Origin of the sequence: Paenibacillus sp. JGP012, assembly GCF_014203995.1 — a bacterium.
Lineage (GTDB): Bacteria > Bacillota > Bacilli > Paenibacillales > Paenibacillaceae > Paenibacillus > Paenibacillus silvae.
In genome coordinates, this window is record NZ_JACHKG010000001.1 from 55,078 (window position 1) to 79,567 (window position 24,490).

Here is a 24,490-nt window from a genome sequence, read left to right on the forward strand (position 1 = left end):
GGAAAGGCAGAGTTGTAAAAAACGCCAGGTGATGCAGATCGTTACGCTGAAATAATCTCCAGATTGTCGAGCCCTACGGACCGACCTAGTCGGGCAAGCTGCATTTTCAGAATGGCATTGTTCTCCAGAGTTAACACGACTTTTTGAAATTCATCCTTTTTGAACATGGTCAGGCATCCCTCAAGAAGAGGCACAATCTCAGGAGCAGTGACATTAAGCTTTTTGCAGTCGATGTCCAGGCTGTACTCTTTGGTGTTGATGGAAGCGATGGTATCCTGATACGCCGAAATGGAACGAAGACCATCCTCTTGAGAGAAGGAACCTTCCAGCTCAATGTGCAGCACTTTCTTTGAAGCATCCGTCTTTAGATTGAAATTTCCCATTGCGCATAATCTCTCCTTTGTCATATGAATGAAAGCTATCCTCTATGGAATGAAGCAGTCCAATAGACCCTAAGACAAATGGTACGGGTTGTTATAGGTCGGAAGGATAATTTACCCATATTATAAAGGTATTGTTGTAAAAAGATCAATAAAAAGGTCGAATGATGTATATATATGTAGAACGATGAATTACTGGATTTCCCCGAACGATAATTTGCTGGGTTTCCCTTAACGAAATTTACTGGGTTTCCTTTAACGGAAATTTACTGAGTTTCTTCAATAGTAGCAAGCAGTACATTAAATGCGCTGATAATTCGCGGAGCACCTACACAGGGCGCGAGATGAAGCAGGATGCCCTTCAGTTCCTCCACGGTGATGCCCACACTTAGTGCCATAGCATAATGAACCCCGAGCTGCTCATACTGCCCCTGTGTAATTAACGAGGAGATAATTGCAACTTCCTTCCACTGCTCTGTTATGGTTGTACGCTGAAAAATATCACCATACGCCGTTCCCATAATAAACTCGGACAGATCTGGAAAATGCTCTTTGATCGGTGCAAGTGCCTTCGCACCATACTGACCGGAAAGTTTGGCAAAGCGGTCTAACCCCTGTGTTACCTGATCACTCATGTCTCATACCTCCTAATTCAAATGGACTACCCGGTGAGCCGTTGGTGGAATTTCATCCCGATCGGTCAGCAGCTCGATGACAGCGACTTGTTTGAGCTTCAACGCGTCCTCCAGTGCGGTAGAGAACTGCGGCAGCGTTTCTGCCCGGTAGGCTGTGGCTCCCAAAGCTTCCGCAAATTGAACAGCATCCATCGGAACTTCATACAATGTGCCATCAATGCGGCCCGTCGTTTTTTCCATGCCTTTCAGTGCCATATCCAGCTGTTTGTTGTTTACAACGATAAAAATGACAGGCAGGTTTTTGCAGACAGCAGTATTGATTTCCGTGCCCAGCATCATGAAACAGCCATCCCCGGTAATACACACCACCGTCTCTTCAGGTGCAGCGGCCTTGGCGCCGATCGCCATGCCAATGGCATTGCCCATGCAGGCGAAGTAGGCATCAAATATGAAACTGCCCGGTTTCTTCACTTTATATCGCTGTACGGCATGGAAGCCATGACTTCCATCATCTACAAACAGCTTGTGATCATACGGAAGCATGTCACTCATTCGATCCAGCACAGCCGCGAGAGACAGATGTGGCAGCTCGGGTAATCGGGACTGATACGGTACAGGTTGGCTGAAACCTTCGGAGACAGCAGCAGGCTTCGGAGGCAGGATGCTCAGCAGATACTGCAGATTGTCTTTGATGTCGCCAGTAATATGTAAGGTCTTGGATTGAAGGATTTTACCTACGAAGGTTGGGTCGGTATCTATCTGGATCAACTGTGCCGGATGATTGTGCGGCTTGAGATTACAGAGCGTCATATCACTTAGCCTGGAGCCAAGCACAAGGTACAGATCACTTTGATTCAACAGTTCGTCCCCATGCGGGAAGCCGCCTACGCCGCAGGGGCCATGATACAAGGCATGATCCCATGTGATGGCTCCTTTGCCGCCGGGCGTTGTAATCACAGGAAGGTTTAACGTTTCAGCGAGCTGCCGCAGTTCCTCATGAGCCCCGGCGCGAGTTACCCCTTTGCCTGCAATAATTAAAGGATGCTGTGCTTGCTCGATTAGCGGCAGGATTCGATTCAGATTCGAGATGCTAAGTAATGGCTCAGGTTCGGGAATAGCGATATGGCAGGCGGGAAGCTGCTCGGTTTGTACGTCAAAAGGAAGACAGAGATGTACAGGGCCTTTGTTCGGGCCAAGTGCAATAGATATGGCATGGCTCAGAATGGTGCCAAAGTGATCTCCACGCTCGATGAGTTTGCTGAACAGTGTAGCAGGTCTGAACATTTCGGCCAGATCGGCCAGATAAGAAGAGGAGTCCTGACACTGAGGAATACCCAGCTCCTGAATGGATTGATGACCCGTAAGGAACAGAACAGGCAGATTGTTGGCTTTGGCATGGGCCGCTGCAGTAAGCAGATTGGTTCCTCCGGGTCCTGATGTAGCGAAGGCTACACCGAGACGACCTGTCTGCAACGCGTACCCCGAGGCGGCAAAGCCTGAACTGGCCTCGTGGCGACCGGGGATGAATTCCAGACCGTGATCGACCATCTTCAGAAGAGCGGGACAGATTGATTTTCCGATAATACCAAATACATGAGTGACGCCCAGATTGCGCAGTGTTTCTGCCAAGTAATCCGCAACAGTTCTCACGCGTGAACACCTCGTTTCAAGTAGTAGGTTTTTAGAACCAGGCGGTTTATCCGATTGTACATGTTGGTATTTCTCTAAGGTTGTAAAAGGAATAATTCCTTGATATTAGAAATCGTATCTTTTTTTGTGTTTTCTTGTCAACACTTTCATGAATCTAATTTCCTGATTCTAAAGTTGTGAACGCTTCGATTTTAATGAATACGATTACACAAATGTGATGTATTCTCTATAACTAATTACCTATATGCATTAACGTAATGACGCAATGGTGCGATGATGTAATGATTGAACAGCGTATCTGACACAGGATTTCTGCTATACTGAAAGTGAACTGGAGGTAATATGATGAATGCATTGAAAATGGCTGTAATCGGTCTGGGGAAAATGGGCTTACATATGATTGAGCAAGCGAAGAATACACAGATGGAACGGCCCGTGGAAATTGCTGCGGTGTGTGATGCAAATGAGGAAGGTTTGAAAGCTTTTGCTGCAGCCCATCCATCTGTGAAAACATATGTTGACTACCAGCAGCTGCTGGACGAGCAGCAGATTGATCTGGTGTACGTTGCTGTGCCGCCGAGATATCATTATCCGGTCGTTATGGAAGCGCTGAAGCGCGATATTCATGTGTTTTGTGAGAAACCGCTGGCGAACAGTCTCGAAGAAGCACGCCGGATGCTGGAAGCTGCGGAGCAAGCGGCAGAGCGGGCTGGAGTAGTTAACGCCGTTCATTTCTCTATGCCGCATGAACCTGCGGTGCTCAAGCTGCAGGACATGATTAGACAGCATGCTGCAGGCAGCATTCGCAAAATAGATCTGATCCTGCAGTTCCCGCAGTGGCCGCGCTCCTGGCAGCAGAATGACTGGATTACAAGCCGTGAGCAGGGAGGCTTCATCCTGGAAGTGGGCATTCACTGGATTCATATGATGCAGCAGGTGTTTGGACCGCTTCATGTGCTGGAGGCTCAAGTGACTTATCCTGCAGATCAGCCGAATGCGTGTGAGCAGGAAGTACAGGCCGTGCTTGCACTGTCTGATGGAACGCGCATTCATGTACAGGGCATTTCTCACTTTGCTGGCGAGGAACGGGTATCTATGGTTGTATACGGAACGGAAGGCACGATTGCGCTGGAAAACTGGGATGAGCTGATGAGCGGACCTATCGGACAGCCGCTGTCTGCGGTGGACGTGCAGGAATCCTCCAGCGAGCTGCCTGTTCTGAAACATGTGATCAACCGTATACAGGGTAAACCTGGAAAAATATACACATTCCAGGATGGGTATGAGGCACAAAAGGTGCTGGAGGCATTGCGGAAGAATTAATCGAAAGGAATGATGGATATGACGAAAAAAACGGTACTGCGCAAACCGGAAGCGATGATTTTTGATATGGATGGCACGTTGTTTCAGACAGAGACCTTGCTTTTGCCTGCTTACCATCAGTTATTTGATACGCTGCGTGCAGAAGGACATTTTGAAGGCGAAACGCCGCCGGAAGAACGGATGCTTGGCAGTCTGGGCATGCTGCTGGAGGATATCTGGAAGGTGGTTATGCCTGAGGCATCGGAAGCGGCTCATCGCCGGGCAGATGAGTTACTGCTGCAGCTGGAGATTGAAGGACTGGACGGTGGCAGCTCCAGGCTGTATCCCGGTGTGAAAGAAACACTTGAAGCGCTGAAGGCGCAAGGCATTCGTCTGTTTGTTGCCAGCAACGGTCTGGAGGATTATGTCAAAGGGGTTGCGTTTGCCCACGAGATCATGCCTTTGTTTGAAGGGGTATACAGTGCCGGACAGTATAAAACACCTTCCAAAATCAATCTCGTACAGATTCTGCTGCAGAAACACCGGATTCAGGATGCATGGATGGTGGGGGATCGTTCCTCGGATGTCGAGGCGGGTAAAATGAATCATCAAACCGTCATCGGCTGTGCATATGCCGGATTTGGAAGAGACGAAGAACTGGCTGGATCAGATGCGCTGATCTCCGATTTTGCAGAGCTGCTGCGACTTTATGAAGAAGCGGAGTAAGCTGTTAGACGAATTTATCATACTATATCACAAACCTGCATTACAGGCGTGACCCACGCCTGTGCAGGTTTTTTTGTTCTGATCACGCAGTCACATCCTCCCCTGTAGAAAGTTGATTTCCCTATCCCGCATCGGTTGTAAATCCCTCTATACTTTCATTCAAAAGCTATAGGGGGCCTGAAACTGATGAAACCATCCAAACTGAACGCCTACATCTTCATACTGCCAAGCCTTTTCCTCACATTGGTATTTGGAATCTATCCGTTGTTATGGGCTCTGCGTTATATGTTCTATGACTATCAGGGCATCGGCAAACCCGTATTTATCGGACTGGATAACTTCGGGCGGATTATACGGGACGGACAGTTCTGGGAGTCTGTCAAAAATACGGGAGTCTACGCGCTTGGGAAACTGGTCGTTACGATCCCACTTTCACTCATTCTGGCAATCATTCTGAATCGCAAATGGCGTGGGCGCTCGCTGTTCAGGGCTGTTTTTTATCTTCCGACCATCTTCAGTGCTTCGGTTATGGCTATCGTGTTTTTTATAATTTTCAACTCATATAACGGTATTCTGAATCAGCTGCTGCTCAAATATCACATCATTGGCGAGCCGATCAGCTGGCTGGGGGCGGATCATGCGATGCTGACGACCATCATCATTGCCATCTGGGGCGCTGTCGGCAACTACATGTTATTGTTCATCGCAGGCTTGCAGAGCATTCCAGAGGAACTATATGAGGCCGCCTCACTGGATGGGGCGAGTGAGTTTCAGAAGCTCCGCAATGTAACCATTCCGCTGCTTGGGCCAGTTCTGCAGATGATCATTATGATTGCCATTACAACTGCGCTTAAAGGTTACGAGAGCATTATGGTATTAACCGAGGGTGGACCGTATGGAAAAACAGAGGTTATGTACCTGTACCTGTTCAAATTGCTGTTCCCGGTATCAGCAGATACGCAATCCCTTCAACAGTTGGGATACGGAAGTGCAGTCGGCTTCACAACGGCTCTCATTGTAGGTGCGGTTACGCTTATTTACTTCCAGATTTCCAAAAAGCTAAATGATGTCTACTAAATGAATGAACAGGGGGAAACGATGATGACTCAAACCGTGCTTGCACCTTCAAGTTCAACTGCTACAGGCTCATTCAGGTGGGCGCGCTGGACCAAGCGAACCGTACTCTTTATATTTCTGATTATCATTGCGCTATTATCGTTGTTCCCGATTATTCTCGTACTGCTAGGTTCATTCAAATCTAATCAGGAGCTGACAGGCGGAGCAACCATCTGGCCGAAAATATGGCAGTTTACAAACTATGCCCAGGCTTGGAAAACTGCGAATTTTTCCGGTTTTACCGTCAACAGCGTTTTTGTGAGCATTGCGACAACCGTGGGCACATTACTGGTATCTTCCATGGCAGCTTATGCAGTAGACCGGGTTAACTTCAAAGGAAAAAAAGCCTATACCCTGCTCATGGCGTCCACCTTGTTCATCTCCATTGGAGCCGTGGTGCTCCGTCCGCAATTTGATCTTATGGTCAAACTCGGATTAAACAATTCGTTATGGGGCGTCATCATTATACTGATCAGTGCTCATGCAGCAACTTATTTTATTCTGGTCGGTTTCTTCAAAAGCATCCCCCGCGAGCTGGATGAGGCGGCCATGATCGACGGCTGTAATTTCTTCACTACTTACTGGCGCATTATTTTGCCGCTGCTGCGTCCGGGTCTGGCGGTTGCCGGTTTGGGTGTGTTCCAGAACTCATGGAACGAGTATATCCTTCCTTTTGTATTTACGATGAGCAATCCCAAGCTGCAAACATTGCCTGTTGGTCTCGCGAATCTGCGCTACGGGATCGGAGCAGCGGCAGAGGTGCAGTTGATGATGGCCGGGGCCTGCCTGTCCATTTTGCCATTGTTGATCGTGTATATTTTTGCCAATAAATCGTTTATGCAGGTTACGCTTGGGGCTGTCAAAGGCTAGATGGTCAAACGGAACAATGGAGATTCAGGGGACGGTATTCCGAGCAGATTCCGCTGTGCTATACTCTTGTTAAATTACAGTGGACAAGACAAGCCCTCGTTCAAGGAGTGACCGCCAATCATGTCTTACTTCTACCAGATGTCCTTGAAAAAACGGATACAGCTTATATATATTTTTCTCGTTGTTTTATGTATCGGTGTAACGGGCATTTGCTCTTATCTCTTTGCTGCCCGGAGTATAGAGCGGAATGCCCTGCAGCTGAAACAGAGCATCCTGAACAAGTCTGTGCAGGTCATGGACGAGCATCTGCGCCACATTGTCGTTTCGTCTTATTCGTTTATGCTGAGTGATACGTTCGCACAGGTGATGCAGGATGTTCGCAATCATAATGAAACCCGTTATTATCAGAATCTCTCCCTGCTTCAGACGACCTTTGCCCAGCTGAAGCTGGTAGAGCCGCTGATTGATACAGCATACCTGAAGACACCGATTGGCGACTTTTTCCCAACAAAGGATTTCCCGAACCAAAGCACGGCTTTTGAACAGGAATACGGTCAGATTGTGAAACAGCCCGGCTGGAATACAATGTGGTTTGGTTCACACTCCAGCGCCTTGTTCCAATCACGGGACAATGTGTTGTCCTTGCTGCTCAAGCCGATTGTGGTGGATAACCATACATTTTCGGAAGTATACATGGTTGTGAACATGAAAGAAGCCGCGATGCGGGACATTTTGAATCAGGATTTGATGAACAGTCAGGTACAACTGTTTTTGTTGCATAAAAATGGAGGCGAGATCATTCGTCCCGGCTCGGGGACATTTGATCTGGTAACGGAGCCAGGTTTCGCACAACGATTAAATCGCGGATCGGGCGACTTTACCTATACGAACGGACAAGGAAAAGACATGCTGGTGAACTATTCAACGCTCTCCATGAATGAGGAATGGGTGATGGTGAGCGTTCAGTCCAAGGCCGATTTGTTGTCACCGCTCAAGAAAATCCGGTGGCTCGTTATCCTTATTATGCTGTTTTGCATACTGCTCGCACTCGGGTTATCCGACCTGTTATCCTCCGCACTCTTGAAACCGCTCAACAAACTGCGCCGACTCATGGTTGAAGTGGAATACAATGATCTGGATGTAAGATTCCGCAGCAAATATGATGATGAGGTCAGTGCAGTGGGACATCGGTTTAACCGGATGCTGGACCAGATCCAGATTTTGTTTGAAGAGGTACGAGCCACAGAGCGGGACAAGCGGCGACTTGAAGTGAAGGCGCTGCAGGCTCAGGTTGACCCCCATTTCCTGTACAACACCTTGAATACGATGTTCTGGAAAAGCGAGAGCGGAGAGAAACAAGATGTGAGCGCAATGATTGTGTCACTCTCCCTGCTCTTCAGGCTTGGCCTGAATGACGGAAAGGACATCACCACCGTTGAGCAGGAGATCAAACATGTCGAGCAGTACATGCAGCTTCAGCAGAAATGCTACGAGGACTTGTTTGAATACCGAATCGAGGTGCACGAGTCCTGCAGAAGCATTGAAATTTTGAAAATTTTGCTCCAGCCTCTCGTTGAAAATGCGATACTGCATGGCTTTAATGATAAAGAAGATGTGGGATTCATTCTGATCCGAATTGAACGTCATGAGCACACCCTGCGCCTGGAGGTCGCTGACAATGGATGCGGCATGGACGTGGCCAAAATTCATGCTGAAGAGCTGCCAGCAGGAGAGCGAAAAGGGTACGCCATATCGAATCTCGTTGACCGATTAAACCTGCAATACGGCGAACAGGCTTCGCTTGGTTTTCATAGTGAAATCAATGTGGGAACCACGGTGGTTATCACCATTCCGATCAGCTAGGAGGGAGCGTACGTATGGAGCAATTGACGATGTGTGTTATGGATGATATTCAGGCTGTAGTCAAAGGCATAACGTCCACTATTCCGTGGCAGGAGCATGATGTCCGGATCGTTGGCACAGCAAACAATGGAGAGCAAGGCTGGTCCCTTCTGGTGGAACAGCAGCCGGATCTCGTGATTACAGATATCAAAATGCCTCGGCTCAGCGGACTCGAACTCATGAAGCAAGCAATGGATGCCGGACTGCAGTCCAAATTTATTTTTATCAGCGGGTATTCCGATTTTCACTATGCCCAGGAAGCGATCAAGCTGGGAGCCTTCGATTATCTGCTTAAACCGTTTACCCCGGAAGAGATTTTGGGCGCCGTGCTCAAGGTAAGACAGGTGATTGAGAATGAACAAGCGAAGTCACAGCAGCTCCAGAAGCTCAAGCAGAAAGCGGTCAGCAGCAGTGAATATGAACGTCAAAGCTATCTTCTGGGTTTGCTGCGGCACGAGATTGGCGGGTTTCTGAATGAAAGCCGATGGGATGAGCTTCACATTGAGCTGGATTCCTCAAATCTGAATGTGATGGTCATTGAGGTGGACGGGTATACACGTTATGGTTCCACGATGCATCTGGATGCCGAGATTGTTCCCTTTGCCGTGCAAAACATCGTGAGCGAAACGTTGAATCGGTATACCCGGAGCGTTGTGCTGCGTGAAACCCGGTATCGGCTGGCCGCCATATTCAACACATCCGATCAGCTTGAGGTATCCGAGCTGATGGAGCAATGTCGTCACAATGTAGAGCAGTACAGCAAAAAGACCATCTCGATCGGACTGGGCACGATGGCCCGCAGACCTCAGGAAATCTGGATGTCCTATGCTAACGCCGATAAAGCCATAGCTTATCGCTTTTACAGCGAGGGGAACTGCATTTTTCAGTATGCAGAGCTGGAGAATCAGGACGTGGTCGCCCCGGTGTATCCCTTGGAAAAGGAAAAGGAGCTCTTCTATGCATTGAAATGTGGCAATGAGGGCACTTGTCATCGGATCATTGATGAGATTCTGGAGTCATGGCAAAATGCCAAGGGCTTTCCTGAGCCGCTGACGATGATTCGTCTGTTGTCCGGGCTGGCCTTTGCCATCTACCGGGCGTTCTGTGATGAGATTACGGAGGAGGAACGTCTTCGTCTGGAGGCAGATCTGACCGTGCTTGAGGCGATGCGTTCGTTGACCTTTGACGGCTGGGGTGCTTACATCAAACATTTCAGCAGTATGGGCTGTGAGATTATGGACAAAAAAAGACTCACGGATGTGAAGCAGGCGATCAGCAAATCCCAGGAGTTTATCAGCATGAATCTGTCCGAAAACCTGACATTGCAGACTTGTGCCCAGTCGGTTCATTTAAGTCCAAGCTACTTTGCCAATGCGTTCAAAAAGGAGACAGGCATGACCCTGATCCAGTATATTACGAAGTTGAGAATGGAAAAGGCAAAGGAATTGCTCGTTGCAGGTGTGCAGGTGCAGGAAATATGCCAGATGCTGGGGTATGAGGACAGGCCTTATTTCAGCGGTCTGTTCAAGAAGTATTGCGGCATGACACCTACTCACTTCAGACAGATGTATGAGAATGGATAGGTTATAGATCGTCATTTTTCCCACCATGCATAGTCAGAATGTCCCTCACTTCGACATCAAGAGAGCGTTTATCATTACGTTAACGGGGAACCAAACAAAGGGTTGTCCATACAAGCATAAGGGGGCATTTCAATGGTTAGAAAGTGGATGATGACTACACTAAGTGCTGTGCTTGCATTAACGGTAGCTGGTTGTTCTACGGATAGTGGAACGAACACAGACGGGGGGACAGCGGCTGGTGGCGGAGGTCAGAACAGCAGCAAAACGAAAGTGGTCTACTGGACTCCGGACCGTCATGATGCTGATTTCATGAAGTCCAAGATTGATCAGTTCAACCAGACCAACAAAGACAACATTGAAGTGGAAATGACCGTCATGGGAGATAATTATCCACAGGCCGTCGATATTGCTTTTGCGAGCAAACAAGCTCCCGACGTTTTCCAAGTCAATGATTTTCAGACCTATTATCAGAAGGGGTATCTTGCCCCAATCGACGGCTACATGAGCGAAGCCATGAAAACGACGTTCAAGGACAGCCTGATCGAAAATAAAAACACCATCGACGGTAAAATCTATTCCTTGCCAAATACAGGCCAGATCTGGAGACTGGTATACAATAAAGATATTTTCCAAAAAGCAGGCATTGCTGCTCCGCCTAAAACGATCGCAGAGATGGTAGCGGATGCAAAGAAAATTACCGAGGTCGGCAAAAGTGAAGGCATTTATGGCTTTGCCAGCCCATTCAAGAGCGGCAGCGGTTTCTGGAGAGCGGCAAACACCATCGCTGGTGCAAGCACCAACGTAGGTATCGACGGTTTTAACTACAAAACAGGTCAGTTTGACTTCAGCATGTACAAATCGATTGCAGAGGCACTTCGCCAAATGAACCAGGACGGCAGTATGCTGCCAGGGGTGGAAAGTCTGGATATTGATCCGCTGAGAGCGCAATTCGCACAAGGTAAAATCGGCATGTACATCAATCACTCCGGTGAGCCGGGCGTGTATAAGGATCAGTTCCCGACCAAAGAAAACTGGGGCGCTGCGCCTGTACCAACGGATGACGGCACGATTAAAGGTGCCTCGCAGGTTATTGGCGGTTCTTACATCGGCATCAACGCGGATTCTAAAAACAAAGACGCGGCATGGAAGTTCATGGAGTATGTCTACAGCACAGATCTTCAAAGTGAATACTATGAAAAAGGTTATGGTATTTCACTGATTCCTGCCGTGCTCAGCTCCGGTAAAAAACCAAGCATTCCTGGCATTGAAGGTTTCCTGCCGAAAAAAGTTGACGCCATCTTCCCGGCCAATCCGGGTGTCATTACGGAAAGCTCCCTGGAAGGTATGAAATGGGCAGAAGCCTTCTCCGCTTATGTATTTACTGGCGGTGATCTGGATGCTGTGATCAAAGATCTGGATACTCGTTATAATGCAGCACTTGAGAAAAGCAAAGCGGCTGGCCTGACCAAGGTAACGGCTGATCCATCCTTTGATTCATCGAAGCTTCAAGGTAAATTGTCTACAGAAGAGTAAGCACTGCATAAGGCGGCCGTTGTCTAAACACTTCGGCTGCTTCTATTTAATAGAAGATATATTTATTTTATGGAGAGAGGGGTAAAACAAATGATCATTAATCAGCAATCCGTAGAACCACACATCATTAACGAGACAAGTTCGCGTAAAATTTTAGGTATGGGCGGTACACTGATGATGGTGGAGGTTACGTTCAGCAAAGGTGGAATCGGTGAAGTCCACTCCCACAATGCGCATGAGCAGGTCAGCTACATTGTAAAGGGAAGCTTTGAGGTTCAGGTGGGGGATGAAATACGTATTCTCAAAGCCGGAGACAGCTTTTATGCCGGCTTGAACGTGCCTCATGGTGTAAAGGCGCTGGAGGATGCGGTCATACTGGATGTGTTTACACCGTTTCGTCAGGATTTCCTTGAGGCAGACCAATGAATGACTTTTACCTTTCAGCTGATGAACTGCAGCAGGCGGCACTGTATTACCAGCAGCATTTCCCGGAGGAAGCCCGTAATTCAGTGACGATCGCGAATCGTGCCGTGCTGAATGAATTCATCGTACCGTATACCAATGATCTGACGAACTGGATTCCGCTCGGAACGCCGGTGGATTGGCTTCATAATCCGACGAACGACCTGGAATTTACCTGGGGTATTAACAGACACTGGCATATGCTTGATCTGGGTAAAGCCTATCTGATGAAAGGCAATCCGCTGTATGTGACGACTTTTATAGATCACTTCCGTACCTGGAGAGAGCAAAATCCGGTACCCGTAGATTTGCCATATGATGAGGCTGTATATTTTCAGAAGCCGGGTCCATGGCGTTTGCTTGAAACAGGTCTGCGTGTGCAATCGTGGATTGCAGCGTACAAATACATGGAAGGAAGTCAGCAGCTGGACGAGGCTTTTCGCAGTGAATTTCTGCAGGGGCTGGAGGAGCACGCGGAGTTCCTGACACATTATCTGGGCAGTACGGAGATCAATCATGCCATTATGCATATGCAGGGTTTGTTCATGATTGCCGCATTTTACAAGGAGCATCCGCGCAGTCCTTTCTGGCGTCAGGTTGCTGCAGAGCGACTGGAGCTGTGTCTGCTGCATCAGTTAAATGAAGAAGGCATTCAGGTGGAGCTGAACACCCATTATCATAACGCAAGTATTGAAATGTTCGGCACACCTTATCTGCTGGCAGGCATTACGGGACACCCGTTCTCGGCATGGTATGGTGAGTGCCTGCGCAACATGGCTGCGTTTACCGAAGCCATGATCAGACCGGATCATCAATCGACAGGCATCGGGGATTCGGACTGGCTGGGCGATGGTCGTCAGCGGCTGACGCTGCTGGGTGCGATTTTGAACGATGAGGATTTGATGGCAAGGGGGACGGACAGCTCGGAGTGTCTCTGGTTAGTCGGCGCAGCCCAATATGAGCAGTGTGTCAGGCTGCAGTCGGAGACCGGGCGTGTCCTGCCAAGTCGTTCCTTTACGCAGACAGGGTACTATATCATGAGAGATGAGCGAAACTATTTGTTCTTTGATGCAGCTCCGATGGGCGGCGCGCACGGTCATGCGGATGCGCTTAATATCGAGTGGATGTGGAAAAAACGCTTGTTCTTCACAGATACTGGGCGCTATACGTACGAGGAAGGACAGTGGAGACATTATTTCAAAAGTACACGAGCACATAACACGGTTACGATCGACGGAGCCGACCAGACCCCTTATGTATCTACACAGCAGTGGGGTGACCCTGAGGCAGAAGCGATAACCCATCGCTATGAAAGTCATGCACTCTATCACTTTATTGATGCTTCCCAGGATGGATACACACATCTGCCTGATCCGGTAACACATCGCCGCTGGGTGCTTGCGGGTAAAAGGGTACCTCTGCTGCTGATTGTAGACTGGCTTGCTGCAGAGAATACCCATACGCTGGAGCAGCGGTTCCATCTGCATCCTGAAGCGCGACTTGTGCTGGTCAAGGACGACCTTGCCAAGCAGCGGGCAGGCATTCGATTTGACGATGCTCCTGACAAGGTGTGCATCAAATTTGTGATGGAAGGAAAGGGCAGGGAAACGTTTGGCATCACCGAACAGGAGGGCTGGGTTTCCGAAATGTATGGCTCGAAGTCTGAAACGGCTGTGATTCAGGGCAAAGCGCAGTTTTCAGGCAAGGTGGGCGTTGCCGCGATCTGCCTGCCATCGGATGAGATAGAAGAGGCAATCCAAGTGACGGACTATACACTGGAACCAGAGCACATGAGGTTCACGCTGTCCTATATGTATCAAGGTCAGGAAGGTCAGATTGTGATTGATGAGCACAAGGTAAGCTGGGCCTAGATGCAGGCAGATAGTCTGCAAAAAGTAGTTAATAAAGCGAAAAACAGGATTGAGGTTCAAGTTGATGAATCTTCAATCCTGTTTTTATTTCCTAAAGCGTTTTTCATCTCACCTTGCGGCCTCGCTTCACTCTTGCAGCTTTTGGCGCAACGGGTCTGGGAGAAGGTTTTTTGACCATGCCTTCTGGCCGATTGCGGTATACCCACAACGCATATTCCAAAGGCTGTGTAATCGCTTTGGAATAGGTGCTGCGCTCACCAATGCGGGCAAAGACTTCACGAGCAGGCTTGGGGTTAACCTCCAGCAGATAGATGTGTCCGTTTTTGTCTATCGCCAAATCCAGGGCAAGCTCGCAAAGGGCCCCGTACGTATCCTCCAGAAATGTGGCCACATCAATCCCGAATTTCTCGGCAGTTTCCGTCACTTCCGACCGAAGCTCCTCTTCTTGAATCCACTGCTTCAATAATCGTTCCATGGCAACGGCCTGACCACCGCCATGCAGGTTGGAGGTGACACTTTTCTCTGCGCCCATCCGTCCTGCGCACCCCGTAAGCTCCCACTTGCCTTCTCCATTCTTCTGAACCAGCATACGGTAGTCATGCACTCTTCCATTGGGGAGCTGAAGCTGAATTCCTTTTTGCACGAGATATTTATCTTTCATGTTCCAGTGCTGGAGAAGCGGGCCGAGTCTGGATAGATGCACCCTGCGTGGTGAAATGATACGCCGCTTCTGATCCCGTCCCTGAACCAGCACCGTGTTAGGCTCCTTGCTGCTGCGTTCTATGCGCAGAATACCGCGCCCGCCCGTGCCGTTGATCGGCTTCAGGTAGATCAGCGAGGAAGCCTTCAGCATACGGTTGACATCGGACATATCCTGAAACAGCACGGTCTCGGGCAAATGCTGCCGGAAGGACGGTTTCTCGGAAAGTGTCTGATGAATCGTCCACTTGTTACGGAGCGGACGATTGAGAAAGAGCAGATGCCCATACTTTTGACGAAAGGCAAGCAGCTGCTGGAAACGATGGTTGCGTTGAATACGGCATCGGTCGAAAATCAGATCAGGGAATGAGCGCCATTCCCTGGACCATCCGTTTTTTTCATCATACACCATCGCTTCGATCTGCCTGCCGCCGGAATGCACATCTGCAGGAGTGAAAACATAAATATCGAGTCCCCGTTTGCGCCCTTCAAGAATCATCCGGCGGTAGATGCTTCGTTCTTCAAGAGCGCGGTGTTCGTTCAAGTACAACGTCATAATGCCCAGAACAGGTGAGGACACAAACAATCACCTTCTTTATATACGAATTTCTGTCCGTCATCGTGCAGACTGGCGGGCGAGATAAGCGCTGTACTGGAAAATGCGCTCCAGTGAACGCCGTCTGATCTGTGGTTCGTCGAACTTCATCGGCTTGGCATTGGCTTCAAAGAACCAGATTTCCCCCAGATCATCCACACCCAGGTCCATAGACATTTCTCCCAGCTTATAACCTGAACCGCGTTCAACCTGTCTCGCAATCATAAGGGAAGTGGATTTTACCCGCTTCATCAGGGTTGTAGTCATCTCCTCCCCGAACAGATCGGTGAGCAGTTCCTCGGGGTCTTCGACTGTACCACCGCGAGGCACATGGGTTGTGATGCTGCGGGAGCCAGCCAGCCGTGCCCCGATGCCGGTTACACTCCATTGTCCCTTTCCGTTTTTCTGCACAAGCACACGGAGGTCAAAAGGACGGTTATGAGAGGAGGCGAGCTCGATGCCCTGCTGCATGATATAAGGCGTACGCCCGGTTTCCTTGCGGATCCTTGCCCAGAGCTTGGATAACGTTGCTGCCTTGTAAGTCATGCTTTTGCGGGTATTTTGTATTTTAAGCCGGTAAGGCAGTTTTTCTTTTTCCTGAAATTTGAGCATCATAATGCCTTTGCCCGCTTTGCCGCTCTCCGGCTTGAGATACAGATAAGGATAGGTTCGCAGCACGGTGCCAAGTGAAGATGCACTTCGCATCCGCCGGGTATATGGAACCAGCTGCTGGGTGGACTTGGATTTTTTGAGCCATTCAAACAGATTCCATTTGTTGAAAAAGAACGGGTTATACAGCTCGATGCCGGATTGCAGACATTCATCAATTTTGCGTTGAACTGAAGGTTTGCGCTCGTCTTCCCGGTTCGGAATGCGGTTATACAAAACATGAGGGAGCGGGAACGGCTGTGAAATCCATTTGCCGCTCCCTTTGTTATACGTATATCCCTTCACTGTAGGTACATTCACATCAAGGTCCCGGACCGTCACGATATAAACGACATATCCCATGCTCTCGCCCGTCTGCAGAATATCCTGAAAATTTTGATGATTTCCTCTGAACATTCGCTGTTGATCATGCATGGTGAGCACGGCGATGACAGGTTTGAAATCATCGTGAAGGCTCATCAAATGCCTTCCTTCTTCCGGAATTTGCTCAGATACAGGCAGTGCTCCAAAATGTGTTCCACCGACGATTTTCCCTCCAGCCGGAGTGAAGGGTGACGGAAGATGGAGCGCCCGGGTTTGGCGTTCGCTTCGAACATCCATACATGTTCCTCCTGATCAATGCCCAGGTCAAAGCCAATCTCACCAATCAGATGCTGGTGCTGGGATTCAATCGCCTGGGCCAGTGTGATAGCGACGGCTTTCGCCTGCTGCAGAACCTCGCCCGCCCGTTCACCAAAATTGCGGCTGAGCGCCTGTTCAGGCGTCATCAGAGAGCCACCATTTTTGATGTGAGTGGTTACACTTCCGCGTCCTGCCTTTTTGGCCCCGATGCCGACAACGACCCACTGGTTGTTTCCGTTTTTGTGCATGTGAAAACGAAAATCAATCGGGCAATCATCAATCTCGATCAGGCGTATTCCCTGTTGAACAACGTAACCACGCAGGTGCTTGCCATGTCTGCCCTGGAGCATACGCATCAGGCTGTTAAAAGAGCCAAAGCGAAGCAGTGCATTGCCGCCCTTTTTGCGATACCGTGCAAAATATCCGCGTTTGGGCGAATAGGTCAAGCGATAAATTCCGTTGCCGAGACTGCCCGCGGTCGGTTTATAATATACGAACTGGTGACGCTCCAGCATTTCCTTCATTTGTTCCACCGTAGGATTGGTGATGGATTCTGGTATATAACGTCCTGCGGTCGGCTCGTTCTCCAGCAGGTTGTATATATCTGATTTGTTGAAGAAGCTCCAGTTGAAAAAAGGAATTTTGCGGCGAACAAATCGCTCCCTCAGCTGATTGATGGCTGGTGAAAAGTCAGAACGGCGGCTCGGCAAACGGTTGTAAACCACATCCGGCAGCGGCACAGTTCTGCGGATAAAGCTGCCGCTATCGTTCAGAAAGTAACCGGAAACCGTCTCGTTCTGCCAGTTGATATCCCTCGGAGTGAACGCATAAATATAAGATTTGCGGCTTCCTTCACGGAGAAGCTGCTTGATGAATCCTGTACGCGAGCCGAACGGATTCGAGCTTGAGGAAGTGCCGTCGGATAACACGCCGATGAGCGGGCCTAACTGAACCTCGTCATTCTGGAGGTTGCGAAGATAAATGCTGCCGCGTTTAGGTACGTTCATTAGATTACGAATGCCGGATGCCAGATACAGATGTTTCCCGGCCTTGCGAATCGGTTTGATGGTAGCAGGCACACGATCACGGCCAAAGCGAAGATGAATTGTTTTTTTGCCGGACAGGTTGAGGCTTTTCATTAAAGCATTGGATACATAGACTACTTTTTCGGGTTTTTGAGTGAAATGCAGATTACAAAAGGTCAAACTCATGATTTATCCTCCTATCCTGAAAAAGATCCTTGTGCTCCATGGCAGCAGGCAATACAGGCCCTAGCCGCCTGGAATCAGGATGCGTTTCAGGCCAGCTTTGCTGGATGAATTCGGCATTTTCATTGGACGCGAGACGTCCGCGAGAACAATTTGCTGCAGCAGATAACGGGCATAAGCAAGCGGCCGTGTATACGTCAGGGCGTGCATGTGTTCATCCTTCGCTTCCGCAAATGAGGTGCGGCCTGGCTTGGAGTTCACTTCAATCATCCACAATCTTCCATTCGTATCCGCTCCAAAATCCAGACCCAGTTCTGCAAGCCTGCCGAAACGGCTCTCCAGCAGCGGAGGGATGAGAGCAGCAGAATGCCTGATTTGTTGCAGCAGCAGTGCAGCCTGGTCTGTGCCGTATCGTTCGGCAAGGTATTCATCAGCTGGATACGCGGTACCCCCGCCGTGAAGATTTGAGGTGAGAGAGCCTTCGGGACCTTCCCGTACCATGCAGCCTGTGAGCGTCCAGCGGCCATGCCCGTTTTTTTGCAGCAGCGCCCGGATATCAAATACTCTTCCGAGATGGCTAAGCTCCAGATAAGGCTGCACAATCATCTTTTGTACAGCCTGATGTGATTCCAGCCAGGAAGATACGTCCGATGCTTGCTGAAATGTCAGATGAAAGTATTCGTTGTCTGTGTTTCGGCCTTCCACGATCCAGGCAGATGGCGTCTCTTGGGTAGACAGACGAAAGGTGTTTTTGCCATGAGTTCCTGATGCGGGTTTGAAAAATAAACCTTTGGGCCAGCGTGCAAGCCAACTTTCCCAGGGAATAGACGACCTCACCCGTGAAGTAGGTATGAGCACTTTGCGAAGCGGACCGGGCCCCGACAGGGCTTGATAAATGTCCCATTTGCCAGGCAGACTGGCTGACCATGAGCGCTCCCGCAGACTGCATGCAGGAGGCAGGCAGGCTTCAATCTGCTGCCTTGCCCTTCGAGAGAGAGGCCGCAGGCAGCGGTTCATAACCAGATCAATGGTTGGAATGTGAACGGCCCGCCACTGCTTCTGATTTTTCCAATCATAGATGTAACCTCTGCGAATGTGACTCTCCCTCAAGCTGTCTGGAATGGGAATGACAACAATTCGCATCCCGTATCTGGAGCTTCCCACACTGAGCCGGCGGCAGAAATATTCATCTGCGAAAGGAGGTGCACCTGTTGTTTCGCGGACGAGAACAGCCATCGTATAGCGCTGCGTAGATGTAAGCATAGTGCTGCGCCTCCTTCATAAGATGAACTTCAAAATCCGGCCAGATATGTGGAGTATTCAAGCATGGCCTTGACCGAAGGGCGAATTTTGCTTTCGCTCAGCGGTGTATTATCATTTTTGGATGGTTTGGAATTGACCTCAAGCAGCCAGACACGTCCGCTCGTGTCCAGAGCCAGATCAATGCCAAGTTCGCCGAAATGGGCAGGAATAGCACTCTCGATGCCTTTGGCAATATCCAGGGCGGCTGTATGCAGTCCAGCATACGCCGAAGCTTTTGCACTACTGGACAGCTGTGTTTTGGATACGGCCTCCTTCACTGTGCTGAGACTTCCGCCCCGTGCCAGATTGGACACATAATGACTGCCGCCTGCAATGCGGGCAACGATGGAGGTTACGCTCCATTTGCCCTTTTTGTTCTTCTGCACAAGCGCGCGGAAATCAACAGGTCTACCGCTGTTATCAATGAGGGTCAGCCCTTGCTGGATTTGATAACGCGTTGTTTTCATTTTTCCGGACATACTGGCATACAGTTTATCCAGAGAAGCATACGTTTGCTTGCGGGTACCTCCGACACTTGTCGCCAGAGTCATATAACTTCCGTCCGGCTGGCGGGATACCCGGATGATGCCTTTGCCCAGTGAGCCGCGTACCGGCTTTAGAAAGATGACCGGATAACGCTGACACATCGTCTTGAGCATGCTGGATGCTTTGAGTAAATGGGACTCAGGCAGAACCCGTTTAAGTGTCGGGATGGACTTGAGTGCGTCAAACACTTCATTTTTGTCCAGAAACTTTTCATTAAAGGTGTGTGTGCCGTACTGCGATTTTACTTCTTTCATAAAATGCTGTACGCTAGGTTTGTTCTCGAGTTTGCGGGACGTCAGCCGGTTGTTGACTACATCTGCTATCGGCAGAACGGTCTTTTTCCAGCCCTCATCATACACCCAGCCTTTCATATAGCCGGTTACTGCTCCGATGTCCTCTGGTGTAAAAAAGGATACATAGGCGCCCTGCTTTCGGCAGGCATGCACTAATTCCTGACAGAACATCGTAATAGAGCCAAAGGGCCGATCAGGCTGATCGGGGTAATCCTGGCTGACCATAACGCTGATGTAAGGTCCAAGGCGAAGCGTATGGCTGGAAGCACGGTAAGATACCCTCAGGACCGAACGGGGCACAAGGCCGGTTTTGCTGGCTACCGTCTGATTCAGTCTCAACCCGTCATACCGGGGAACCGGAATGACGGTAACTTCACGGCGGTAAGAGCCGAATTGCAGCTGAAGAGGCCTTCCTGAAGGAATCTTGAGTGCCTTGAGGACCCCTTCGCCCAGCATGATGACGTCGTCCTGCAGGATGCCCGAGCCGGTAACCTGTATCGTTACTTTTTTAGTGGACATCACGGATCTCCTTCCGGGCGGCAGCTTGATGTCTGATCTTGAAGTTGAACGGCATCTGAACATGGCATGTGCTTCATCATATGAGGACATATACCCCTTGGTGATTGACCCACCCGGAATTAAATGTGTTTGATTCGGGACTTTTCGGGCGGCTTGATCCAGAGCTTTGGTTTGAGAGCATAGCAATACGAATTCACATGGATGAAACAACCAATTCGAGGAGGAATCATAATGAATATTTATGACAAGGCCAATGATCTGGCAAAAGCGTTGAGAGAAAGCACGGAGGTAGAGGAGATTACCTCTGCGATGAAACTGATTGAATCCGACCCCGATGCGAAAGCGATGCTGGATAACTTCCGCAATCAGCAGATGGAATTGCAGCAGCGTATGATGAGCGGGGACATGCCTGCACCGGATGAGATGGAGAAAATGGAGAAGCTCTTCGAGGTATTGAGCCTGAACCTGAACATCCGCCGTCTGTTTGATGCAGAGCGTCGCCTTAGCGTAATTATCGAGGATGTTAACAAAATTATTGCAGACAGCCTCGCTCATCTGTACGGCGGAGCGGAAGCCTAAGACAGACACGTACTTGTCCGTTTTTTTCTCTAAACCTCTCATATTCCTTCCAAGTTGTTCATAGACTAGCAATATAGAGTTGAATTCGAACAACGAACGAAGGAGCTGTGAATGGTGAAGAGGTTGAATAAAACAAAGCATGTCATCTATCTGCTGATTGCATTGTCGATGCTGGTTATTGCACTTCCGCGAATTTCCTTTGCCGGTGGGTTGGACTGGGTTAATATTTTTGGCATCGTATGGGTGCTGTTTTCCCTGTTGATTGTAGGAGCTCATCTGCATTTCATTCTTGGTGTCGATGAGGAGAAGAAACGTGCGCTGGAGGCAGTACGACGGGCGAAGCTGCGGCAGTGGGAGATGAAACTGCTGGACAAGCAGGAACAAAGAAAGTCTGTATAAAGATTGTACGGGTCCTGCCCGTGTACCTGAATAAGACCGAAATCCTTGATTGTTATAGGGTTTCGGTCTTTATTTGTAATCAGACGTGGTGAAAGACACTTTGGAATAGAATGCACAGTAAGGCGCTGTGCATCATTCTCTAAGGCCCATAGCCCGTATGGGGTTATTTTCCTTCAATCGTGTTATAATAGGTACAGTATAGTACAGATGCAACTTCGGGGGTGATACAGATGGACGGGCAAGAGGAAAACGTAACGAAGCATGAGCAGCTTCTTCAGCATATTGAGCAGTTGAAGGTCGGAAGCAAAATTTCCGTGCGTGGATTGGCACGTGAACTGGGCGTGAGTGAAGGAACAGCATATCGTGCGGTCAAAGAAGCAGAAAACTTCGGATTGGTCGTAACCAAAGAGAGAATCGGGACCGTTCGGATTGAGAAAAGACCACGGGGAATGTCCGAGCAGCTGACCTTTGCTGATGTGGTTACGATCGTTGAAGGACATGTACTGGGCGGCAATGAGGGTCTGACGAAACCGCTGCACAAGTACGTGATCGGGGCGATGAAGGAGCAGGCCATGGCACGTTACATTGATGCTGGAAGCCTGCTGATTGTGGGTAACAGAGAGGATGCGCACTCCCTTGCACTGGAGCAGGGGGCGGGTGTACTGATTACTGGCGGATTTGGCACAAGCAGGGACGTGAGAGTGATGGCAGACGAGCTGGGGCTGCCCATCATTTCCTCCAGGCATGATACATTTACGGTGGCTTCCATGATTAACCGTGCGATTTTCGACCGGCTGATCAAGAAAAAAATTATGCTGGTAGAGGACATTATCGGCCAGAAACCACGGCTGCAGGTGCTCAAAGTGAACAGTTCTGCCGCAGATTTTCATATGCTGGTATCCGAGACCGGAGAGCATCGTTTTCCCGTAGTAGATGAGTGGAATCGCGTTATCGGCATTGTCAGTCTGAAGGATGTCAGTGAACTGCAGGCAGACCAAAGCATTGAAAAGTGTGTGGTTCGCCGCCCGGTTACAGCATCCTTGCAAACTTCTCTGGCGTCGGCCGCGCAGATTATGACCTGGGAAGGCATTGATTTTCTGCCAATTGTCGACCGCAACCGTAAACTGATCGCTTCCGTTACACGCAAGGAAGTGCTTCAAGCTATGCGGGATGCCCAGAAGCAGCCGCAGCTTGGCGAGACATTTGATCATCTGATCTGGAATGGATTCGCAGAGGAACGCGGGGAGCATAATGAACTGCTGTTCCACGGGTTTATTATTCCCCAGATGGCAACGGATCTTGGCACGATCTCGGAAGGGGTATTGCTGAATATTATGACACAAGCTGGACGCAGGGCTGCCTGGGATGTAACAGGAAACGACCATGTCGTGGATAATGTTACGACGTATTTTGTGCGTCCGGTGCAGATTGAGGATCAGATTATTGTACGTCCGATGATTCTGGAGACCAGCCGTCGTACATGCAAAATGGACATTGTCATCACCCGAGAGGGCAGTGTGGTGTGTAAAGCCGTAATGACCCTGCAATCCATAGATCATGCGTAGTAGGGTGAGCATCTCGTAAATAGATTCGTAAAATCGAATTGGATTGAATATTAAAGACAGATTATATTTGAGCTAAAAGGCATCACCCAAAAGAGAGCACCCCGGTCCAGCGGGCATGCTCTCTTTTTTGGTGATGTTTTTGCGCTGCGCAAACTGAAGTTGTTTGGTCGTTAAGCTGATGCGTCACCGGAACGCTGTTGAAGCCTGGCGTAATAACTGCGGTTGCGCAACCCGGCAAACACGTTATAGGCACCCATTACCAGGAAAAGCGCTTCCACTATAACAGACAGTGTAGAGCCGGTGTAGACAAACATCAGGATCAATGCAAGAAGCATAAGCATACATCCCATCCAGATATTCGTCCAGGAACGATACAAGCCTGCAAGATGCGGGTCTGGAGTCCGGCGCGAGCGAATGCTGTTCAGTGCGGAACAGATCATAACGATGGCAAACAGGGCAATGAGCACATATTTGAATACTTCGATCAACACGCAGAAGCAGCTCCTTTTCTGAAAAAACTATATTGCCCTTATTGTATCATGTGCCAGTGCAGACAAGGGCGGTTTTTTGAAGTTTTTCCTGAGATCAAGCTGGTACGTGCATTCGAATCTGTACCCAGACCTGAAGCACACCTTCCATGACAAGCATCGTTTTGACCTGAACGACATATTCTTTTTCTCTGACCGTATAGATTTTCTGATTGAGCATGATCCGGGTCATTTTGCTGTACTCATCAATGTTAAATACATCTCTTCCACGCAGTACCTCCAGATCGTCCCCCAGCTTCTGAAGCATCAATTTCAGTGAAGCCTCATCCGGCCCTTTATCGGATTCCTCTGCGCGAATTTTGATCTCCTTGATTACCGTTTGGCGTTTACTGTATTTTTTCAGCGTTTTGATATCCTCCTCGTTCTGATGCAGCTGCAGCTGCAGCTCCTGGTTGTTTAGCCACAACTGGTTGTAGCTCACATGAAACACTCCGTTATACACGACACATCCAGCGATCATTCCCAGCACAAAAACAGCAGTCATACGCATCAGCGGGCGGTAACGGGAGAAGGGAGGAAGTCTCATGGCTCGTTATCCCGGGTCAACTTAACCCCGGCCTCCACCGCATACCCACTTGACGAGCTCGGTTCCCATATGCGCACCCATAAACGCTGAGATCAGATACAAAATTTGTTTGACCGCCGGTGACAGGTTGCCATCCAGAACGTTGCTCTCGATTACACGCATTGGATCGATCGTACCGCCTACAGCGGCAGCGAGTGCCCATATTTTGATTTTGCCGGAAATATCGAGCATCGTCTGTGTAGGAGGCTGGAGAGAGATGACTGCACCAATGCCTCCAATCATCGCGCCGCCCAGCACGATTCCAAATGCAATAAAAAAATCAAGAATGGCTTTGGATAAAAAAGTGCTCACTGGCAACACCCCTTTCAGACCCAGCAGCACACCTCCTGTC

At 49.3% G+C, this 24,490-nt stretch carries 23 protein-coding genes; 12 read left to right on the top strand and 11 right to left on the bottom strand.

Annotation, left to right across the window (positions count from 1 at the left end):
* Window positions 1-41: 41 nt before the first annotated feature.
* The 3 genes from HNR77_RS00265 to HNR77_RS30520 all read right to left on the bottom strand — a co-directional run bounded on the left by HNR77_RS00265 (window position 42) and on the right by HNR77_RS30520 (window position 2,665).
* Window positions 42-383: a hypothetical protein gene (locus HNR77_RS00265; RefSeq protein ID WP_145403017.1), complete on the bottom strand. Its 342-nt coding sequence runs from the start codon at window positions 381-383 to the stop codon at window positions 42-44.
* A gap of 263 nt (window positions 384-646) precedes the next feature.
* On the bottom strand, window positions 647-1,015 hold the full coding sequence (locus HNR77_RS00270; RefSeq protein WP_184179537.1) for a carboxymuconolactone decarboxylase family protein: 369 nt from the start codon (window positions 1,013-1,015) through the stop codon (window positions 647-649).
* Window positions 1,016-1,027: 12 nt separating this feature from the next.
* Window positions 1,028-2,665 (bottom strand): thiamine pyrophosphate-binding protein, encoded by a 1,638-nt coding sequence (locus tag HNR77_RS30520; RefSeq protein ID WP_184179540.1) that lies wholly within the window; start codon window positions 2,663-2,665, stop codon window positions 1,028-1,030.
* Between the two features lie 345 nt (window positions 2,666-3,010).
* On the opposite strand from HNR77_RS30520, the gene HNR77_RS00280 reads away from it, so the two are divergent.
* From HNR77_RS00280 to HNR77_RS00320, 9 genes are all read left to right on the top strand, one after another.
* Window positions 3,011-3,988 carry a Gfo/Idh/MocA family protein gene (locus tag HNR77_RS00280; protein WP_184179543.1) on the top strand — a complete coding sequence of 326 codons (978 nt, stop codon included), beginning with the start codon at window positions 3,011-3,013 and terminating at the stop codon, window positions 3,986-3,988.
* 18 nt (window positions 3,989-4,006) lie between these two features.
* Entirely contained in the window at window positions 4,007-4,693 is a 687-nt protein-coding gene (locus HNR77_RS00285) for an HAD family hydrolase (protein ID WP_397365828.1), read from the top strand.
* 186 nt (window positions 4,694-4,879) lie between these two features.
* Entirely contained in the window at window positions 4,880-5,770 is an 891-nt protein-coding gene (locus tag HNR77_RS00290; protein ID WP_184179547.1) for a carbohydrate ABC transporter permease, read from the top strand.
* A 24-nt stretch (window positions 5,771-5,794) separates the two neighbouring features.
* Entirely contained in the window at window positions 5,795-6,679 is an 885-nt protein-coding gene (locus HNR77_RS00295; protein WP_184179550.1) for a carbohydrate ABC transporter permease, read from the top strand.
* A 120-nt stretch (window positions 6,680-6,799) separates the two neighbouring features.
* Entirely contained in the window at window positions 6,800-8,542 is a 1,743-nt protein-coding gene (locus HNR77_RS00300) for a sensor histidine kinase (RefSeq protein WP_221443631.1), read from the top strand.
* Between the two features lie 14 nt (window positions 8,543-8,556).
* Window positions 8,557-10,164: a response regulator gene (locus HNR77_RS00305; protein ID WP_184179553.1), complete on the top strand. Its 1,608-nt coding sequence runs from the start codon at window positions 8,557-8,559 to the stop codon at window positions 10,162-10,164.
* Between the two features lie 132 nt (window positions 10,165-10,296).
* Window positions 10,297-11,697, top strand: a complete 1,401-nt coding sequence (locus tag HNR77_RS00310) for an ABC transporter substrate-binding protein (protein WP_184179556.1) — start codon at window positions 10,297-10,299, stop codon at window positions 11,695-11,697.
* 90 nt (window positions 11,698-11,787) lie between these two features.
* The gene (locus HNR77_RS00315; RefSeq protein WP_184179559.1) at window positions 11,788-12,123 is read left to right on the top strand and encodes a cupin domain-containing protein; all 336 of its coding nucleotides are present in this window, start codon (window positions 11,788-11,790) and stop codon (window positions 12,121-12,123) included.
* Complete coding sequence (locus tag HNR77_RS00320; protein WP_184179562.1) at window positions 12,120-14,030, top strand: alginate lyase family protein; 1,911 nt, start codon at window positions 12,120-12,122, stop codon at window positions 14,028-14,030. The genes HNR77_RS00315 and HNR77_RS00320 overlap by 4 nt, the downstream gene beginning before the upstream one ends.
* Window positions 14,031-14,133: 103 nt before the next feature.
* On the opposite strand, the gene HNR77_RS00325 is transcribed toward HNR77_RS00320, so the two are convergent.
* From HNR77_RS00325 to HNR77_RS00345, 5 genes are read right to left on the bottom strand one after another with little or no spacing between them, the layout of a single operon-like run.
* Entirely contained in the window at window positions 14,134-15,309 is a 1,176-nt protein-coding gene (locus HNR77_RS00325; RefSeq protein WP_184179566.1) for a YheC/YheD family endospore coat-associated protein, read from the bottom strand.
* Window positions 15,310-15,345: 36 nt separating this feature from the next.
* Complete coding sequence (locus HNR77_RS00330; protein WP_184179569.1) at window positions 15,346-16,452, bottom strand: YheC/YheD family endospore coat-associated protein; 1,107 nt, start codon at window positions 16,450-16,452, stop codon at window positions 15,346-15,348.
* Complete coding sequence (locus tag HNR77_RS00335) at window positions 16,452-17,825, bottom strand: YheC/YheD family endospore coat-associated protein (protein ID WP_184179572.1); 1,374 nt, start codon at window positions 17,823-17,825, stop codon at window positions 16,452-16,454. Before HNR77_RS00335 ends, HNR77_RS00330 begins: the two co-directional genes overlap by 1 nt.
* Window positions 17,826-17,885: 60 nt before the next feature.
* Window positions 17,886-19,085 (bottom strand): YheC/YheD family endospore coat-associated protein, encoded by a 1,200-nt coding sequence (locus HNR77_RS00340; protein WP_184179575.1) that lies wholly within the window; start codon window positions 19,083-19,085, stop codon window positions 17,886-17,888.
* Window positions 19,086-19,114: 29 nt separating this feature from the next.
* Window positions 19,115-20,482 (bottom strand): YheC/YheD family endospore coat-associated protein, encoded by a 1,368-nt coding sequence (locus HNR77_RS00345; protein WP_184179578.1) that lies wholly within the window; start codon window positions 20,480-20,482, stop codon window positions 19,115-19,117.
* A 231-nt stretch (window positions 20,483-20,713) separates the two neighbouring features.
* On the opposite strand from HNR77_RS00345, the gene HNR77_RS00350 reads away from it, so the two are divergent.
* The 3 genes from HNR77_RS00350 (at window position 20,714) to HNR77_RS00360 (ending at window position 23,025) form a co-directional block, all read left to right on the top strand.
* Window positions 20,714-21,061 (top strand): YlbF/YmcA family competence regulator, encoded by a 348-nt coding sequence (locus HNR77_RS00350; RefSeq protein WP_184179581.1) that lies wholly within the window; start codon window positions 20,714-20,716, stop codon window positions 21,059-21,061.
* Between the two features lie 111 nt (window positions 21,062-21,172).
* Window positions 21,173-21,460, top strand: coding sequence for a hypothetical protein (locus HNR77_RS00355; protein ID WP_184179584.1), 288 nt, complete (start codon window positions 21,173-21,175; stop codon window positions 21,458-21,460).
* A 230-nt stretch (window positions 21,461-21,690) separates the two neighbouring features.
* Window positions 21,691-23,025, top strand: a complete 1,335-nt coding sequence (locus HNR77_RS00360; protein ID WP_111271558.1) for a DRTGG domain-containing protein — start codon at window positions 21,691-21,693, stop codon at window positions 23,023-23,025.
* A 170-nt stretch (window positions 23,026-23,195) separates the two neighbouring features.
* Here the strand turns inward: HNR77_RS00360 and HNR77_RS00365 are convergent, their stop codons facing one another.
* The 3 genes from HNR77_RS00365 to HNR77_RS00375 form a co-directional block, all read right to left on the bottom strand.
* Window positions 23,196-23,516, bottom strand: a complete 321-nt coding sequence (locus HNR77_RS00365; RefSeq protein WP_184179588.1) for a YtpI family protein — start codon at window positions 23,514-23,516, stop codon at window positions 23,196-23,198.
* A gap of 94 nt (window positions 23,517-23,610) precedes the next feature.
* Window positions 23,611-24,099, bottom strand: coding sequence for a sporulation membrane protein YtrI (locus tag HNR77_RS00370; protein ID WP_184179591.1), 489 nt, complete (start codon window positions 24,097-24,099; stop codon window positions 23,611-23,613).
* Window positions 24,100-24,120: 21 nt separating this feature from the next.
* A complete protein-coding gene (locus HNR77_RS00375; protein WP_095288133.1) occupies window positions 24,121-24,450 on the bottom strand; it encodes a YtrH family sporulation protein in 330 nt (109 codons plus the stop codon).
* Window positions 24,451-24,490: the final 40 nt, after the last annotated feature.